We start from the raw sequence: 13754 nt of genomic DNA, 5'->3' as shown, positions 1-13754 counted from the left end.
CTTTGGCTAGCCATCATCGGAATCATCCTGTTCCTCGGGACGCTCATCTTCGGCTTCGTACGGAATCGCAGCCACAAGACGCGATCCGAGCCCTGACCTGCGTTAAGAACGCCCCTCCGCTGGGGGACCGCGGAGGGGCGTTCAATACGGAGAGGCCACCCCGCCAGGAGTGTTTCTCAGTCTCTCAGTACGACCATTCTTCGCATCGTGTATCGCTGAGGGAAGACTCCTCGTGCGGATGTCACCCGGGTGAGTTGGGCCGTGCCGTAGGACTCCACCTGCGATAGAGCGCAGACAGGGGAAGGCGGAGGCGCACGCGGCATGGGCGCGGTTTCGGACCCACTTCGGATCGCTCTTAGGTGTGAGTCCGGTGATAGCGCGCGAGGTCTGCGGGTGTAACGCTGACGGGCGGACGGGGCGAGGCGGGAAGCCCATCGTCAAGAAACGTTTCCGGCCTCCATTTGAGCGGCTGGACATGCTCCTGGCCGCTTGGGCCATGAACCACCTCAGGAAGTTGCGCGTCTCGCAGGCGAGTGCGGCCGATCACCTCAGAAGCAGGCATCAGGGCTGTGAGTTCCTCAGACTTCCTGCTCGGCGGGAAGTACGCCTTGTAGAAGCCGGTCGGGTTGATTCTCTGGGCTTCGCGGATCGCCGGCGCGGCATCGCTATCGCCGGATATCAGGTAGTAGTCCGTCGCTTCCTGAGTAGCTGCGTCGCGGGCTATGGTCAGGGCCAGGTTGACGTCGGTTTCCTTCTCCTCGTACTTCGGTCGCTCCGAGCCACAGTCCTTGCATGTGTACGTCGACCGCTGGTAGCGCCCAGTGATAATCGGAACAAGATCGCCGTGCATCGCAGTCAGAGCGTTCCAGTAGGTGGCCTGTCTGCTCTGGGCGTCGGGGTCGTCGAGAAGCGGCGCGGTGAAGTAGTTGACGCGAAGGATCTTGTGATTCGGCCGCAACATCTGCAGCACCTTCACGAGATCAAGCCACAAGTAGCGGTGACTGAACGTTTCGTGGATGCCGTTGTAGAGGTTGAACCCGTCCACGTAGGCAATGAGCGTCTTCTTCGACATTTTCTGATACTAGTGAGCGAACACCCACCCGGAGCGTGGTAGTGTCACTACACACCCCGCATCGGTTGACCCACGCCAACTGGTGTTTGACGGCCCCGAAAGGGGCCGTCGTCGTTTGTGCAGCCAGCGTCACCACCAGAAGCGGTCGAAGACCGTGTCCGACTACATCACGTCCGGCAGCGAGTGATCGACATCTTGGACCATCGTCGTGGCCATCAGCACCTCGTTGTCGTCGCCGATGACGGACACCACCGTGTTGCTCACGACGGTCCAGCCGTCGCCTTCCTGGTCGATGAAGGACTTGTCATGAATCCACGCGAGTTCGCTCCAGGTGAAGCTCTGCTGCGACTCAGGGATCTCTATATCCGTACGCCAGTAAAAGATCTTCACACGTTCCATTCCCCTACCCCTCGTTCAGGCGGCGCGCCACAGCGTGCCGTCAACATCTGCGCCTACAGCGCCGGACGGTAGCCCGGTGCCGCTGCGAGTGGGAAGACCCACAGCACGAAATCCCGCCGCTGTCACCTCGAACCACCTCGCACCCGGCCCGTTGATCTTCGCCGACGACCCGTCCAGCTCGATGAACGCTCCGAAACCCGAGTACAGCGACAGCTTTGACCCCGACGCGTACACCTCTGGGCCACCGGAGAACTTGATCGATCCTCCGTTGCTGTTCGGGTCGATGATCATGCTCCCGACGAACATACGACCCGTGGCCGCGACGACCATGTCGCCCGTAAGGGTGATGTCGCCGGACCACGCGACGGAGCCGGTGACAGTGCCCGGGCCGGCGAAGCTCCAGCTTCCGGTCCAATCGAAGTCACCTGAACCGGTCAAGTCGCCGTCGACCTTCACGTAACCGGAATGGCGGACATCGACTCCGCCGCCGCCTTCGAACACTGCACTTCCAGCGTCGTAAAAGCGGAGCCCCGCGCGGCCAATCGCCGAGTTCTGCAAGGTTGCCACAGCTTCTCGCCGCACGATTCGCAGCAACTGATCGAGCGACATGCCCAACCCAAGATGATCAACACCCATCAAAAGCCTTCCTTCTGTCGCAAGAACGCGACGGTTTAACCAATCTGTTGGCCATTCACCCCGGCCCCCCACCCCCCCTGGGTGGCCCCACAGTCGCTCCCGAGGCATTGCGAGGTTTTCACACACGGAGATCGTCAGATCGCCGTCGTGAGAGCCGGATGACGAGTCGACGACGCCCGAAGAGACGCCGGTACTCGACGGTCACGATCCCCCTGTCAGCGAGGCGTAGGGCTGCGCGCCGCGTGTTTCCGCCGTTGTCTCCGGGCAAGATGCCTGCACCGGGGTTCATGGATCGCAGTCGTTCGACGAGCTCGCGTTGCACATGGCCCAAACCTCGACTCATGGTGTCCTCCGTTCTAAGTGAGGTGGTGCGCAGAAAACCCCGGAATATCAGGGGGGGTATGGCTCGCAATGCCTCGGGAGCGAGAATGTGGGCACCCCGGGGGTGGGGCGCCCACATGCAGCTAGCTCTAGCTGCCGAACTCGTTGACGCTCGCGTACGTGATCGTGCGAGTCATCGTTTCTGTCGGGTTCTCACGGTGCTGTTCGATCGCTTGAATGGTCTCGACTGCTTCTACCGCGAGCGGATATTTCGTGCCGATGACTGCGATGGCCTCGTCCCAGCCGTCGTTGATCGCCCGTCGCAGGACGGCTTGCGTGAGAGAACGGTCGTCGTTTGCGAGGGACCGTTCTACGACCTTGACGGCCTCACTCTCAGACGCGAGCCGGTCCGCGCGATCGTCGGCGTTGCGTTCCGCGATCGGGTCGTAGGTTTTGCCGCCGGTGCGCATTGTGAGCGATCCCCTCGCCGACTGCACTTCGGCATCGAGGGCTTTTACCTCTTCGGCCTCGAGCTGCGCGCGGCGAGCATTCACTTCCTTCAGGCGAGCGGTGAGGAGTTCCTTCTTCCCTTCGTCACTGAGCGACCGGTCGCTCAGGATCGTTTCTCGTTGCTTGATGTAGGTGCGCTTCAAGAGGTCAGCTTCTTCTCGCAACGCGTCGACCTTCTTGTTGAGGGTGTCCAGCGACATAAAATGTTCTCCTTTGGTTAGTTGATGTGGTCTGGGCACTGGTTGGTCCAATGCCCGTTCGAGAGGATTGATGCCCAGCCGTCGCGGTGGGCTTCGGCGATGAGTTCGTAGTGTGTGAGCCGATCGGTACTTGCGAACACGGCGTCGCAGTCGGTTTCGTCGCAGAGGACTGCTGCCCGGATTGTCACTGCGTCTCATTCGGGGCGTAGAGTCCGGGCGCGATCTTCTGCATGTCCTCGGGCGTGTACAGTCCGGGCTCGGTGCGTTTGAGGCCGGCGGGTTCGTGGAGTCCGGCTGTCGGCTCTTCGTTGGTGTTCACGGGCTTCTCCTTTCTCAGTGAGGTGGTCCAGTCGCGCGGTCGCTGCCGATGCCCCGAGGCTTCGAGCTGCGAGTAGTAGCGGCTCAGCTCTCGAGCGAACGCAATGGGGTCATTCCACGCGTTGCTGAGCGCGCGGAAGTTGAGTGGCTTCGGGGCTGCTGCGCCCATCTGTGTTCCCTTCTCATGTGGCTGTTCGTTGCACGTGTGATTGCACGGGGCAGTGGCGATGACGTCGGGACGGATCATTTGCGTCGCCGCCGGCGGGGTCGTCTGCGGTTCATCCCGTGAATGCGGTTAATCTCGTCCCGCACGAAGGCTTCTCGATCCCTGGTTGTCCAGAGTTGCGTCAGGGTAGGCGAGTTGATGAACGTGAGCGTCGGCCGTGCACCGTTTCTTGGGTGTGCGAACGCGATCCACTCTGCGACGGTGAGATCGCGGAGAGCGTCGAGTTGCGCGGGGGTGGCAGTCTCGCCGACTGGTCGGTCGATGATGACCTTGGTGAAGTTGCGTCGTTCTCGGATGAACTGGATTCGTGCGGTCATGCTGACGCCGCCGTTCCGTCGCATCCGGCCCTGGAGCATTTGGCTCCGATCGTCACACCGTGTACGCAGTAGGTGTCATGAACCAGTGTTGCGAGTGTTATTTGTGTGTCGTCGGTTAGTGCTGACGCAACAGTCGTAACACTCGCAACAGGCGTATATAGGCCTCGTTTGGCCTTCTCGACTCGACCGGCAGCAAACGCTCGAGATAGGTAGGTCCTCGCCGTCGGGGTGGGGATCTGCAGGCTCTGAGCGACATCGGCCGCGAGCACTCCATCCGGGTGCGCGTTGACGAACTCAACGACCTCGGCAGAGAGTTCGCCCAGATTTTCCGTCATCCGGTCCTGAGCGAGCGCAACAGCCGCCTGTGTCAGTTCGCCCCCGACGAGCACCCAGCGCACGCCATCGCGATTGACCGCGTACTCGCCCTCGACTGCATCCCGTGACGTGACTGAGAGGCTGCCGCGGTCGGTGTTGCGGTCGCGGCGCAGTACGAGGATGGAGTCAGCGGAGCCGGCGAGGCCTTGAGTTCCCGACACCGAGTCGAGAAAGTCGTCACCCGCTGCCTTCCTTGTGTGATGAACGACGATTACCGATCCGCCGCTGACGCTGTCGGCTACTGCCTTTAGCCCACCGCCGACTCTGTAGTCCCTCTGGTAGTCACTTTCGCCAGCGTTTGCCGGGGGAGCGACTTTGCCGAGGGTGTCGACGATCACGACGGGCGCTTGGTCGCGGTGTTCACCCATGAAAGCGGTGGCTTGGTCGAGTACTTCTCCGGGCGGAACTTCGGTCTGGAAGTACAGCGTTTCCGGGGCCTCTGTCACGTCGAGGTGACGCAGCCGTGCTTGTAGGCGTCGTGGCGTGTCCTCGAGAGCCAGGTAGAGCACGGGCCGTGCCCGGTCGACGGGTACGGCGCCGAGGGCGGTGCCGCTGGTGGCCAACTGGTAGGCGAGGTCGAGGACGAGCCATGACTTACCGACCTTGGGCGGTGCCGCGAGGATCGTGAGACCTTCGGGGATGATTCCGGGGATCACATACTGGATGGGGGCGAAGCTTCGTCCCATCAGATCGGACATAGAGATTCGACCTGCACCGCTCATGCGACCTCCTTTCGCTTGAATTGAGTTGTTGGAAGCTGGATGGGCTCCCGAAGGTTGTCGAGGCTGGCGAGGTAGATGCGCCAGGTTTCGTCGAGCACGTCGTCCACGTCGGGGCGGTTCGCGAGATCCGCCGCCTTTTCGAGGCGCTCAAGTAGGTACTGCTTTCGGTCTTGATCGCCGAATGCCCTGAGCCACCAACGGTCCGCATCGAGCTGGAGCGCGTGCACTTCGTGGTCGCGTGACCGCCGCCCCTCTTCGAATGCGAGCGTCCAGAGCGTGTTGATCGCGTCCGGTAGCTGCCAGAGCCTGAGGGAGCCGTCCGCCAGCGCCCATGCCCATGCGTCGATTGCGCGGGATGCTTCTGCGCTGATCTGGATACGAGAAAGGCCCTCACCTGACGGCTGGGGCCTCGTGTTTTCTGTTGTCACTTCCCCTCCTCAAGGGCCGGCGGAATGAAACGGTGCCCCTCATCCCCGGGGATGAGGGGCACCGTTTCAGCGCTCGATGCGGTCGAAGCTCAACCCGCCCGAGCGGATCAACTCGGCTTCGAGTAGGTCGTCCGCGATGGCGAACAGGTCCGGGCGAGAGTTGCGTGACTGCATCTCGGTCGTCGTCACGGCAGCAACCCGTCGTAGACGCTTTCGCAAAGCGGGCACACGCTTGCGGCCACGTCCGCTGCGGAACCGCCGCCGTGCGATGACGGGACGAAAATCTGTCCACAAAGGGCACGAGCCGCTTCGCCGCTGACCACGCCTGCGAGGATCGCCGACTTGGGTACCCAGTGATTCACGACATCGGTTCGTGTGCGAGTTGGCGTCGGACGGGTGACGGTCAGGACGCTCACTGTTCCCGCTCCCGAAGTGCTTCCTCCGTCGCCGCGTCGCGCTTCAACAACCTCGGTTCGCCTTTCAACAACAACGCTGCGGCAACCAGGTCTTCGGCCACGTCCATCGCCCGACGAGCCACGTCCGGGTCTTCGTCAGCACGTAGCTCCTCGCGGACATAGATGCTCGGCACCCCGTTGTCGTACAGCTCAACGCGGCCGTCCGGGTGGAGGCGTCCCCCGCCGTAGAGCTCGACGTCCCGGATGGTGCGAGAGAAGGAGAAGACAGTCCCCTCCACCTCGTCTTCGATGTCCAGGAACTCGAGCTCTTCCGTCCACGAGGGTGCCGCGGCTGACACCTCGGGGTGAGCCCGCAGGTAGGTTGCCGAGTACTCGTCCCAGCCGGGATCGCGGCGGGTGGGGGGCGGAGTTGCCGCTGTACTCTCCACCCCCTCTTCCAACAAGGTGCGGTTGGCGCGTGGATCTGCGATACTGGTGTTACCAGTCATTTCGAATCTCCTTCATTTTCGTTTGACTAATGCCGTCGCCCTGTTCCAGCAGGTCGGCGGCTTTCCTTTTGATGTCTGTGAAGCCGAGGCGGTATGAATCGCGTTCGACTTCAATGAGGTTGGCAATATGTTCGTCGACTGTCTGACGGGCCTTCTCGGGGCCGAGGACGCGTAGCGCGTCTCGAGCGAGGCGAGCCATCTTTCCTCGCGATGTTCCGATGCAGACCAGAACTCCGTCGTCGTTGATGAACGACATCTTGTGCCTATCGAGTTCGCTCATCGCATAGTCGATGAGTTGATCGACTTCGCGCGGGTCCAACCTCGCCCGCGGAAGGGAAGCCGAGTGGAAACGAGTCATCATCCTGCGGTGGCGAACCCCGCTTCGATGAACTCTTTGAGGTCCGATCGGCGGATGAGCCGACGGCCCGCGATCTTGCCCGACTTGAGTTGATTCGTGTGGATCAGCCAGCGGATCGACGCGGGCGTGCGTCGCGTCAGCTCGGCGACCTCTTCGACTGTGAGCAGTTCAGGCTCGGCTGCTGCCAGCGCTGCGGTCATCGCATCTCCATTCTCTCCTGGGTTGAGTTTCAAACCTTGTTGAGGTTAAGCGTACGGCATTGCCTGGTGCTGGTCAACCTGGACGAGGTTGGAATCTCAACCGTCATGTCCTACTCTGATGAAGTGACGGATGAAGCGGCAGATGAGGTCCAGAGAGCACGAGCCAATGTCGAAGCGGCCTGGCTCGACATGGAGAAGGCGATGGGCACTCGCATTCGAGGCGTTCGCGAGCGGCGTGGGCTTTCCCAGGCCCAACTCTCGGACTTGGTGAAGAGCAGAGGGTTCAACCTGCACCAAACCGCTATCGCGAAGATCGAAGCCGGCAAGCGCCCGCTGCGGGTGGGGGAGTTCTTCGCGTTATCTGACTGCCTGGGCTTCACGCCAATGGGGCTCTTCTATCTGCCGGAAGTCGCAATCGCCCCGCGGCCGCTCAAGGAGCTTGACGCCCTGCTGGCGGCGGCCCATGAGTCCGCCCGTGAGAGTGAAGGCAGCATGCTGCAGAACATCAACGACCTGATCACTATCCATGTAGGCAACGAAAGCCGAAAGCAACTACTGGCTATGCAGATGCGTATAGCTCTGCAACGCGAAGAGCCCGCAGCTGAGGGGAGCCCCGATGGCGAGCGTCAAGCAGAGGCCTGACGGGGTCTGGCGGGCTCGGTATCGTGACCAGAACGGCAAGGAGCACGCCAAGCACTTCAAGACGAAACGCGAAGGTGATCGCTGGCTCGTCGAACAGAAAGCAGCAATAGCGTCGGGTGCGTGGGTTGACCCCGCGGCTGGCCGCGTTACGTGGGATGACTGGGTATCGCGCTGGCTGGACATGCAGGTCTGGGCTGATGGCTCAGTCACGGCCGCGCACACCGCCGCGGAATCGGTGTCGTGGCGTCAGAAGGCCATCCGTGATGTGAAGCCTGGTGACGTGCAGCTCTGGGTGACGCGGGAGTCTGAGCGCGGCCTTGCGCCGTCGACCATTCGCACGAGACTCAACTATGTGCAGATGGCGTTTCGATCCGCCGTCGACAACCAGGTGATCCCGCGGAGTCCAGCGCTTCGAGTGAAGACGCCCCGACAGCGCAAGCGTGACCTTACGATGCGCATCCTGACGGCGCAACAAGTCGCCGACTCGCTCGAGGCCGCGGGTGACTTCCGGTCATTCATCGCGGTGTGCGCGTTCGCTGGTTTGCGGCTGGGTGAGGCGGCCGGCTTGCAGGTCGGGGACATCGACGTGGAGCGCGGTGTTATCTCCGTACGTCGCCAGGTGCAGGGAACGTCAATTCCGACGATCAAAGTGATCCCCCCGAAGGCGGGATCAGAGCGGGACGTCTTCGTGCCCGCTGGGCTCGTGGAAATGCTCACGTCAGGTGCAGATGGACCACCTGACAGGTTCTTGTTCCGTACTCTGATGGGGCATCTTTACAACCGGAATAGCGCGGGGGAGACGTGGCGTCAGATCCGGAAGACACTCGGGTATGACGACGCGGTCACGTTGCACACGTTCCGGCATACGTTCGCGTCGAACCTGATCGCGTCGGGGTGTGACGTGGTGACGGTGCAGCGGGCACTCGGCCACTCTCAACCGTCGATCACGCTCGATGTCTACAGCCACTTGTGGCCGTCAGCAGAGGATAAGACTCGCTCTGCGACGGCCACGTTCATGGGTGCCGTTCTGAGAAATGCGGACTCAGGGCGGACCTGAATCAAGAAACCCCAGGTCAGGCGGGGTGCTTACCGGTAGTTGACGAACTGCAGGTCGATGTCGAGGTCGGAGCCCTTCAGGAGAGCGATCACGGCCTGGAGGTCGTCGCGGCTCTTCGACTGCACGCGCAGCTCGTCGCCCTGGATCTGGCTCTTCACGCCCTTGGGCCCCTCGTCGCGGATGATCTTGCCGATCTTCTTCGCGTTCTCCGACGAGATCCCGTCCTTGAGGCTCGAGACGATGCGGAACTCCTTGCCGCTCGCGAACGGCTCGCCCGAGTCCAGGCTCTTCAGGGAGATGCCCCGCTTGATGAGCTTCGACTGGAACACGTCGAGCACGGCCTTCGCGCGCTCCTCCGAGCTCGCCGTGATGAGGATCTGCTCCCCGCTCCACGCGATGGATGCCCCGGTGCCCTTGAAGTCGTAGCGCTGCTCGACCTCTTTCCGTGCCTGGTTCAGGGCGTTCTCGGCCTCCTGATGATCCACTTTCGAGACGATGTCAAAGGAACTGTCAGCCATACAGGCAGTGTATCGAGCAGCCCACGTGACGACAGGCGTGGAAGCGTTTTCAGTCGGGTGCCGCCCCGCGTGCCCCATCACAGGTTGATATCGACGCTGCTCTCGATTGCGATCCCGCTCCTGATCGATGCATACTGTAAGCGCTTGCAGTCCTTGCAGGTTGAACAGCATTGAGAGAGGCACACACCAATGAAGGTGAACAAGAGGGGCGTGCTCGCCGCGGGCGCGATCGCCATCGTTTCGACTCTGACGCTCGCCGGCTGCTCCGCGGGGACCAGCGGCGGATCCTCCTCCGGCGGCGACGACAGCGGCTCGCTCACGGTCTGGGTCGACGCCGAACGTGTCGACGCCCTCCAGGGTGCGGCCGACGCCTATCAGGACAAGACCGGCGTCAAGGTCGAGCTGGTCGGCAAGTCCGTCGACGACATGAAGGACGACTTCATCCAGCAGGTGCCGACGGGCAAGGGCCCCGACATCGTGATGGGCGCCCACGACTGGCTCGGCGAGCTGTCGACCAATGGCGTCGTCGCCCCGATCGAGCTCGGTGACAGCTCCGAGGACTACCTCCCGGTGGCCCTCCAGGCTGCGACCTACGACGGAACGGTCTACATGCTGCCGTACGCGGTCGAGAACATCGCCGTCCTGCGCAACGCCGACCTCGTGCCCCAGCCGGCCACCAGCTTCGACGACATGGTCTCGAAGGGGAAGTTCGTCGTCGAGCAGGGCACCGAGGGCAACCCGTACCACCTGTACCCGTTCCAGACCGCGTTCGGCGCCCCCGTCTTCGGCACCGACGACAGCGGCAGCTACGACCCGAGCGACCTGCAGCTCGGCAGCGAGGGTGGCTTCGCCTTCGCCGACTGGCTGGGCGCTCAGGGTGCGGCCGGCACGCTCAACACCGACGTGGACGGCGAGATCGCGAAGCAGCAGTTCCTCGACGGCACGGCCGCGTTCTGGCTGACCGGCCCGTGGAACGTGGGTGCGGCCACCGACGCCGGCATCAACGTCGCGATCGACCCGATCCCGAGCCCCACCGGCCAGACCGCCTCCCCGTTCGCGGGCGTGAAGGGCTTCTTCGTGAGCGCCGAGTCGAAGAACAAGGTCGCGGCGAACGACTTCCTCGTCAACTACATCGGCACCGAGGACGTGCAGCTCGAGCTGTTCAAGGCGGGCAACGTGCTGCCCGCCCTCACCGCTGCGGCCGACTCCGCGGCGTCCGACCCGATCATCGCCGGATTCCAGGCCGTGGGTGCCGACGCCGTCCCGATGCCGGCGATCCCCGCGATGGGCGCAGTGTGGCAGTACTGGGGTGTGGCCGAGGCCGCCATCATCAACGGTGCGGACCCGAAGGCGACGTGGCAGAAGCTCGTCGACGACGTGACCGCCGCGATCAAGTAACCGCCGCAACGGCACAGACCCTGCCGGAGCGGGCCGCACCGCCCGCTCCGGCAGGATCATGACGAGGACGACATGACAGACACCGACGAGCGCATCGCGCCTCCGACCAAACGACAGCGCCAAGCCGCCGCCATCGCCGAAGCGGCGTCCCGACCGATCGGCTGGATGCTGCTGAAGATCCTGCTGCTGGCCATCGTCGACGCGATCGCGGTCTATGCGGCCTTCGTGCTCTTCGCGCACCGGGAGTGGCTGATCCTCGCGATCGTCGCCCTGGTGACGATCCTCGTCAACTACATCTACTTCTCGCGCCGGCGCGTCCCGGCGAAATACCTGACCCCCGGCATCATCTTCCTCGTCCTCTTCCAGGTGTTCACGCTGCTCTACACCGGGTACATCGGGTTCACGAACTACGGCACCGGCCACAACGGCACCAAGGAGCAGGCGATCTCCTCGCTCCTCGCCTCCGCGCAGGAGCGCGTCGAGGACTCGCCGACCTACCCCGTGACCGTGGTCGAGCAGTTCGGCACCTACGGCTTCCTGGTGACCGACCCCGACACGGGCGATGCGCTGCTCGGCACGGCCGACGAGCCGCTGCACGAGGTCGACGCCGACTTCCAGGGCGCGCAGGCGGTCGCGGTCGACGGGTGGACCACCCTTCCGCTCGCGACGGTGTTCACGCTGTCCGACCAGCTGGAGCAGCTCTCGGTGCCGTTCAGCGACGACCCGAACGACGGGAGCCTCCGCGCGCCGGACGGGCAGAAGGGCTATCTGTACGTCTCGACGCTCGCGTACGACGCGACGGCCGACACCATCACCGACACGGACACGGGCACCGTGTACCGCGACACGGGGGAGGGTGCGTTCACCGCCGAGAACGGCGATCAGCTCCTTCCCGGCTGGCAGACGACGGTCGGCTTCGACAACTTCGTACGCGCGGTGACGGACTCCTCGATCCGGGGTCCGCTCATCTCGGTCACCGTGTGGACGTTCGTCTTCGCCCTGGTCTCGGTGGCCTCCACGTTCTTCCTCGGGCTGCTGCTGGCGCTCGTGTTCAACAACACGCGGATGCGGTTCCGCAACGGCTACCGCATCATCCTGATCCTGCCGTATGCGTTCCCCGCGTTCCTCTCGGCGCTGGTGTGGGCTGGCATGATGAACGAGAGTTTCGGCTTCATCAACCAGGTGCTGTTCGGCGGTGCCGCGATCCCGTGGCTCACCGATCCCGTGCTGGCGAAGGTGTCGGTGCTCCTGGTGAACCTGTGGCTCGGGTTCCCGTACATGTTCCTGGTGTGCATGGGCGCGCTGCAGGGCATCCCGGAGGACGTGAACGAGGCGGCCGTCATGGACGGGGCGAACGCCTGGCAGATCTTCCGGCGCATCAAGCTCCCCCTGCTGCTGGTGACGGTGGCCCCGCTGCTGATCTCGTCGTTCGCGTTCAACTTCAACAACTTCAACCTGATCTACATGCTGACCAAGGGGGGTCCCCGGTTCAGCGACGTGTCGATCCCGGTCGGCCACACCGACATCCTCATCTCAATGGTCTACAAGGTCGCCTTCACCGGGCAGACCCGCGACTACGGACTCGCCTCGGCGTTCACGATCCTGATCTTCATCGTCGTCGCGACCATCTCGATCATCAGCTTCCGCAAGACCAAGGCCCTCGAGGAGCTGAACTGACATGAGCACGACCAGCCCCACCGCCGACCGTCCGGCTCCGCGCCGCCGCTCGTTCCGCGCCTGGTTCGCCGACACCGGCTGGCGGCACCTCGTCGCGATCGTCGTGAGCGCGTTCGCGCTGTTCCCGCTGCTCTACGTGGTCTCGGCCTCGCTGAACCCGAAGGGCACGCTGACCGGTTCGAACCAGCTGTTCTCCGCCATCGGCATCGACAGCTACGTACGCATTCTGAGCGACCCCCAGAACCCATACGGCACCTGGTTCCTGAACACCCTGCTCATCGCGGTGGTCACCGGCGCAGTGACCGTGTTCATCGGCGCCTGCGCCGCGTATGCCTTCTCGCGCATGCGTTTCGCCGGGCGCCGCGTCGGTCTCGTCACGATCGTGGTGGTGCAGATGTTCCCGCAGCTGCTCGCGGTCGTCGCGATCTTCCTGCTCATGTCGACCATCGGCGACTGGTTCCCGGCGATCGGGTTGAACACCCATACCGGGCTGATCCTGGTCTACCTCGGTGGAGCGCTCGGGGTGAACACGTATCTGATGTACGGCTTCTTCAACACGATCCCCAAGGAGATCGACGAGGCGGCGCGCATCGACGGTGCGGGTCACGCGCGCATCTTCTTCACGATCATCCTGCGCCTCGTCGCGCCCATCCTGGCCGTGGTCGGGCTGTTGTCGTTCATCGGCACGGTCAACGAGTACGTCATCGCGAGCGTCATGCTCGTCGACGTCGATCAGCAGACGCTCGTGGTCGGGCTCACCAAGCTCGTCGCCAATCCGCGCTACGCGGACTGGTCGGCCTTCAGCGCGGGCGCGGTCATGGCCGCGATCCCGGTGATGATCCTGTTCCTGTTCCTGCAGAAGTACATCGTGGGCGGTCTCACCGCCGGCGCCACGAAGGGCTGAGCCCTCCGGCCACCCGTCGCCTCGGCGTTGCACCCCGACGGCCGGCGGGGCGCGACGTACCCTGGCGACATGGCACGGGTGGGTGGTCGCAGCATCGGGATGAGCTGGGTGGCCGGGGTGATCTGCACCGTGATCATCGGCGGCCTCCTGTGGCTTTCGCTGCCGATGATGCCGGTGCTCGCGCAGTTCTTCGGCGACGCTCTGCGTTCCGCCCTGCCCTGATCCGCGACGCCCCCCTTCCGCAGGCACCGACCCGGCGACACGTCGGCACGCCTCCGTGAGCGCCAGGACGGGCGGCGGTACCCTCGCAGAGCACACATCGATGAGAGGCGCACCCCCATGAGTGATCCCGAGGCTCGTCAGCCCGAGAAGCCGCGCGACGTCGACGACGTCGTCGGCAGCGCGAACGCCGGTCTCGATGCTGCCGCCGCAGCCCGAGCGGACGTTCCCGGCTCCGACGCGGAGGCCGAGGCGGAGCGCACGCCCGCCGACGCGAACCCGGAGCGCCAGGACCCGCCGGTCGACCCCGATCTGGCCGCGTTCGAGGCCGCCGAGCGCGACCACCCCGGCAC

At 63.8% G+C, this 13754-nt stretch carries 20 protein-coding genes and 1 pseudogene; 7 read left to right on the top strand and 14 right to left on the bottom strand.

All coding sequences use genetic code 11. The annotated features are described in order from the left end of the window. Nucleotides 1-355: 355 nt before the first annotated feature. From DW309_RS06710 to DW309_RS06655, 13 genes are all read right to left on the bottom strand, one after another. Nucleotides 356-1072: an NYN domain-containing protein gene (locus tag DW309_RS06710; RefSeq protein WP_136044928.1), complete on the bottom strand. Its 717-nt coding sequence runs from the start codon at nucleotides 1070-1072 to the stop codon at nucleotides 356-358. A 162-nt stretch (nucleotides 1073-1234) separates the two neighbouring features. Beyond that, on the bottom strand, nucleotides 1235-1471 hold the full coding sequence (locus tag DW309_RS06705) for a hypothetical protein (protein WP_136044927.1): 237 nt from the start codon (nucleotides 1469-1471) through the stop codon (nucleotides 1235-1237). Between the two features lie 15 nt (nucleotides 1472-1486). Beyond that, on the bottom strand, nucleotides 1487-2080 hold the full coding sequence (locus DW309_RS06700; protein ID WP_136044926.1) for a hypothetical protein: 594 nt from the start codon (nucleotides 2078-2080) through the stop codon (nucleotides 1487-1489). 497 nt (nucleotides 2081-2577) lie between these two features. After that, the gene (locus DW309_RS06695) at nucleotides 2578-3138 is read right to left on the bottom strand and encodes a hypothetical protein (RefSeq protein ID WP_136044925.1); all 561 of its coding nucleotides are present in this window, start codon (nucleotides 3136-3138) and stop codon (nucleotides 2578-2580) included. Between the two features lie 184 nt (nucleotides 3139-3322). Continuing rightward, nucleotides 3323-3625 (bottom strand): hypothetical protein, encoded by a 303-nt coding sequence (locus DW309_RS06690; RefSeq protein ID WP_136044924.1) that lies wholly within the window; start codon nucleotides 3623-3625, stop codon nucleotides 3323-3325. A gap of 74 nt (nucleotides 3626-3699) precedes the next feature. Further along, entirely contained in the window at nucleotides 3700-3999 is a 300-nt protein-coding gene (locus DW309_RS06685) for a hypothetical protein (protein ID WP_136044923.1), read from the bottom strand. Continuing rightward, a complete protein-coding gene (locus tag DW309_RS06680) occupies nucleotides 3996-5096 on the bottom strand; it encodes an AAA family ATPase (RefSeq protein WP_136044922.1) in 1101 nt (366 codons plus the stop codon). The genes DW309_RS06685 and DW309_RS06680 overlap by 4 nt, the downstream gene beginning before the upstream one ends. Continuing rightward, nucleotides 5093-5524 (bottom strand): hypothetical protein, encoded by a 432-nt coding sequence (locus tag DW309_RS06675; RefSeq protein ID WP_136044921.1) that lies wholly within the window; start codon nucleotides 5522-5524, stop codon nucleotides 5093-5095. Before DW309_RS06675 ends, DW309_RS06680 begins: the two co-directional genes overlap by 4 nt. A 66-nt stretch (nucleotides 5525-5590) precedes the next feature. After that, nucleotides 5591-5713: a hypothetical protein gene (locus tag DW309_RS20115; RefSeq protein WP_275090193.1), complete on the bottom strand. Its 123-nt coding sequence runs from the start codon at nucleotides 5711-5713 to the stop codon at nucleotides 5591-5593. Next, on the bottom strand, nucleotides 5710-5886 hold the full coding sequence (locus DW309_RS20215; RefSeq protein WP_446724684.1) for a DUF3039 domain-containing protein: 177 nt from the start codon (nucleotides 5884-5886) through the stop codon (nucleotides 5710-5712). Before DW309_RS20215 ends, DW309_RS20115 begins: the two co-directional genes overlap by 4 nt. Nucleotides 5887-5936: 50 nt before the next feature. Beyond that, nucleotides 5937-6428, bottom strand: a complete 492-nt coding sequence (locus tag DW309_RS06665; RefSeq protein WP_136044919.1) for a hypothetical protein — start codon at nucleotides 6426-6428, stop codon at nucleotides 5937-5939. Continuing rightward, nucleotides 6418-6708 carry a hypothetical protein gene (locus DW309_RS06660; RefSeq protein WP_136044918.1) on the bottom strand — a complete coding sequence of 97 codons (291 nt, stop codon included), beginning with the start codon at nucleotides 6706-6708 and terminating at the stop codon, nucleotides 6418-6420. Before DW309_RS06660 ends, DW309_RS06665 begins: the two co-directional genes overlap by 11 nt. 77 nt (nucleotides 6709-6785) lie before the next feature. Next, on the bottom strand, nucleotides 6786-6986 hold the full coding sequence (locus tag DW309_RS06655) for a helix-turn-helix domain-containing protein (protein ID WP_136044917.1): 201 nt from the start codon (nucleotides 6984-6986) through the stop codon (nucleotides 6786-6788). 66 nt (nucleotides 6987-7052) lie between these two features. Between DW309_RS06655 and DW309_RS06650 the strand changes: the two genes are divergently transcribed. Together DW309_RS06650 and DW309_RS06645 are read left to right on the top strand one after the other, a co-directional pair. Further along, nucleotides 7053-7628 (top strand): helix-turn-helix transcriptional regulator, encoded by a 576-nt coding sequence (locus tag DW309_RS06650; protein WP_136044916.1) that lies wholly within the window; start codon nucleotides 7053-7055, stop codon nucleotides 7626-7628. After that, nucleotides 7603-8685 (top strand): tyrosine-type recombinase/integrase, encoded by a 1083-nt coding sequence (locus DW309_RS06645; RefSeq protein WP_136044915.1) that lies wholly within the window; start codon nucleotides 7603-7605, stop codon nucleotides 8683-8685. Before DW309_RS06650 ends, DW309_RS06645 begins: the two co-directional genes overlap by 26 nt. Before the next feature lie 29 nt (nucleotides 8686-8714). Here DW309_RS06645 and DW309_RS06640 read toward each other — a convergent pair whose 3' ends face one another. Next, on the bottom strand, nucleotides 8715-9203 hold the full coding sequence (locus DW309_RS06640; protein ID WP_136028861.1) for a YajQ family cyclic di-GMP-binding protein: 489 nt from the start codon (nucleotides 9201-9203) through the stop codon (nucleotides 8715-8717). A 189-nt stretch (nucleotides 9204-9392) separates the two neighbouring features. Here DW309_RS06640 and DW309_RS06635 point away from each other — a divergent pair, with 189 nt between their 5' ends. From DW309_RS06635 to DW309_RS06620, 5 genes and pseudogenes are all read left to right on the top strand, one after another. Further along, nucleotides 9393-10601 (top strand): sugar ABC transporter substrate-binding protein, encoded by a 1209-nt coding sequence (locus tag DW309_RS06635; protein ID WP_136028863.1) that lies wholly within the window; start codon nucleotides 9393-9395, stop codon nucleotides 10599-10601. Nucleotides 10602-10673: 72 nt separating this feature from the next. After that, nucleotides 10674-12278, top strand: a complete 1605-nt coding sequence (locus DW309_RS06630; protein WP_136044914.1) for an ABC transporter permease subunit — start codon at nucleotides 10674-10676, stop codon at nucleotides 12276-12278. A 1-nt stretch (nucleotide 12279) separates the two neighbouring features. Next, entirely contained in the window at nucleotides 12280-13182 is a 903-nt protein-coding gene (locus DW309_RS06625) for a sugar ABC transporter permease (RefSeq protein ID WP_136044913.1), read from the top strand. Between the two features lie 69 nt (nucleotides 13183-13251). Then, the gene (locus DW309_RS19435; RefSeq protein ID WP_168387200.1) at nucleotides 13252-13404 is read left to right on the top strand and encodes a hypothetical protein; all 153 of its coding nucleotides are present in this window, start codon (nucleotides 13252-13254) and stop codon (nucleotides 13402-13404) included. A 117-nt stretch (nucleotides 13405-13521) separates the two neighbouring features. Further along, a pseudogene (locus tag DW309_RS06620) lies at nucleotides 13522-13754 on the top strand (hypothetical protein); the annotation flags it as partial.

The organism is Microbacterium sp. K41, assembly GCF_004794395.1.
GTDB classification, from domain to species: Bacteria; Actinomycetota; Actinomycetes; order Actinomycetales; family Microbacteriaceae; genus Microbacterium; species Microbacterium sufflavum.
Note: the sequence above shows the minus strand (reverse complement) of the source record. Positions and strands in the feature narration are given on the sequence as shown.

Bases quoted from the DNA above. Each gene is read 5' to 3' on its own strand.
- DW309_RS06695 (WP_136044925.1), bottom strand. From the start codon at position 3,138: ATGTCGCTGGACACCCTCAACAAGAAGGTCGACGCGTTGCGAGAAGAA.
- DW309_RS06700 (WP_136044926.1), bottom strand. From the start codon at position 2,080: ATGTCGCTCGATCAGTTGCTGCGAATCGTGCGGCGAGAAGCTGTGGCA.
- DW309_RS06710 (WP_136044928.1), bottom strand. From the start codon at position 1,072: ATGTCGAAGAAGACGCTCATTGCCTACGTGGACGGGTTCAACCTCTAC.
- DW309_RS06665 (WP_136044919.1), bottom strand. From the start codon at position 6,428: ATGACTGGTAACACCAGTATCGCAGATCCACGCGCCAACCGCACCTTG.
- DW309_RS06705 (WP_136044927.1), bottom strand. From the start codon at position 1,471: ATGGAACGTGTGAAGATCTTTTACTGGCGTACGGATATAGAGATCCCT.
- DW309_RS06690 (WP_136044924.1), bottom strand. From the start codon at position 3,625: ATGGGCGCAGCAGCCCCGAAGCCACTCAACTTCCGCGCGCTCAGCAAC.
- DW309_RS06635 (WP_136028863.1), top strand. From the start codon at position 9,393: ATGAAGGTGAACAAGAGGGGCGTGCTCGCCGCGGGCGCGATCGCCATC.
- DW309_RS06660 (WP_136044918.1), bottom strand. From the start codon at position 6,708: ATGAGCGAACTCGATAGGCACAAGATGTCGTTCATCAACGACGACGGA.
- DW309_RS06645 (WP_136044915.1), top strand. From the start codon at position 7,603: ATGGCGAGCGTCAAGCAGAGGCCTGACGGGGTCTGGCGGGCTCGGTAT.
- DW309_RS06680 (WP_136044922.1), bottom strand. From the start codon at position 5,096: ATGAGCGGTGCAGGTCGAATCTCTATGTCCGATCTGATGGGACGAAGC.
- DW309_RS19435 (WP_168387200.1), top strand. From the start codon at position 13,252: ATGGCACGGGTGGGTGGTCGCAGCATCGGGATGAGCTGGGTGGCCGGG.
- DW309_RS06625 (WP_136044913.1), top strand. From the start codon at position 12,280: ATGAGCACGACCAGCCCCACCGCCGACCGTCCGGCTCCGCGCCGCCGC.
- DW309_RS06640 (WP_136028861.1), bottom strand. From the start codon at position 9,203: ATGGCTGACAGTTCCTTTGACATCGTCTCGAAAGTGGATCATCAGGAG.
- DW309_RS06685 (WP_136044923.1), bottom strand. From the start codon at position 3,999: ATGACCGCACGAATCCAGTTCATCCGAGAACGACGCAACTTCACCAAG.
- DW309_RS06655 (WP_136044917.1), bottom strand. From the start codon at position 6,986: ATGACCGCAGCGCTGGCAGCAGCCGAGCCTGAACTGCTCACAGTCGAA.
- DW309_RS06630 (WP_136044914.1), top strand. From the start codon at position 10,674: ATGACAGACACCGACGAGCGCATCGCGCCTCCGACCAAACGACAGCGC.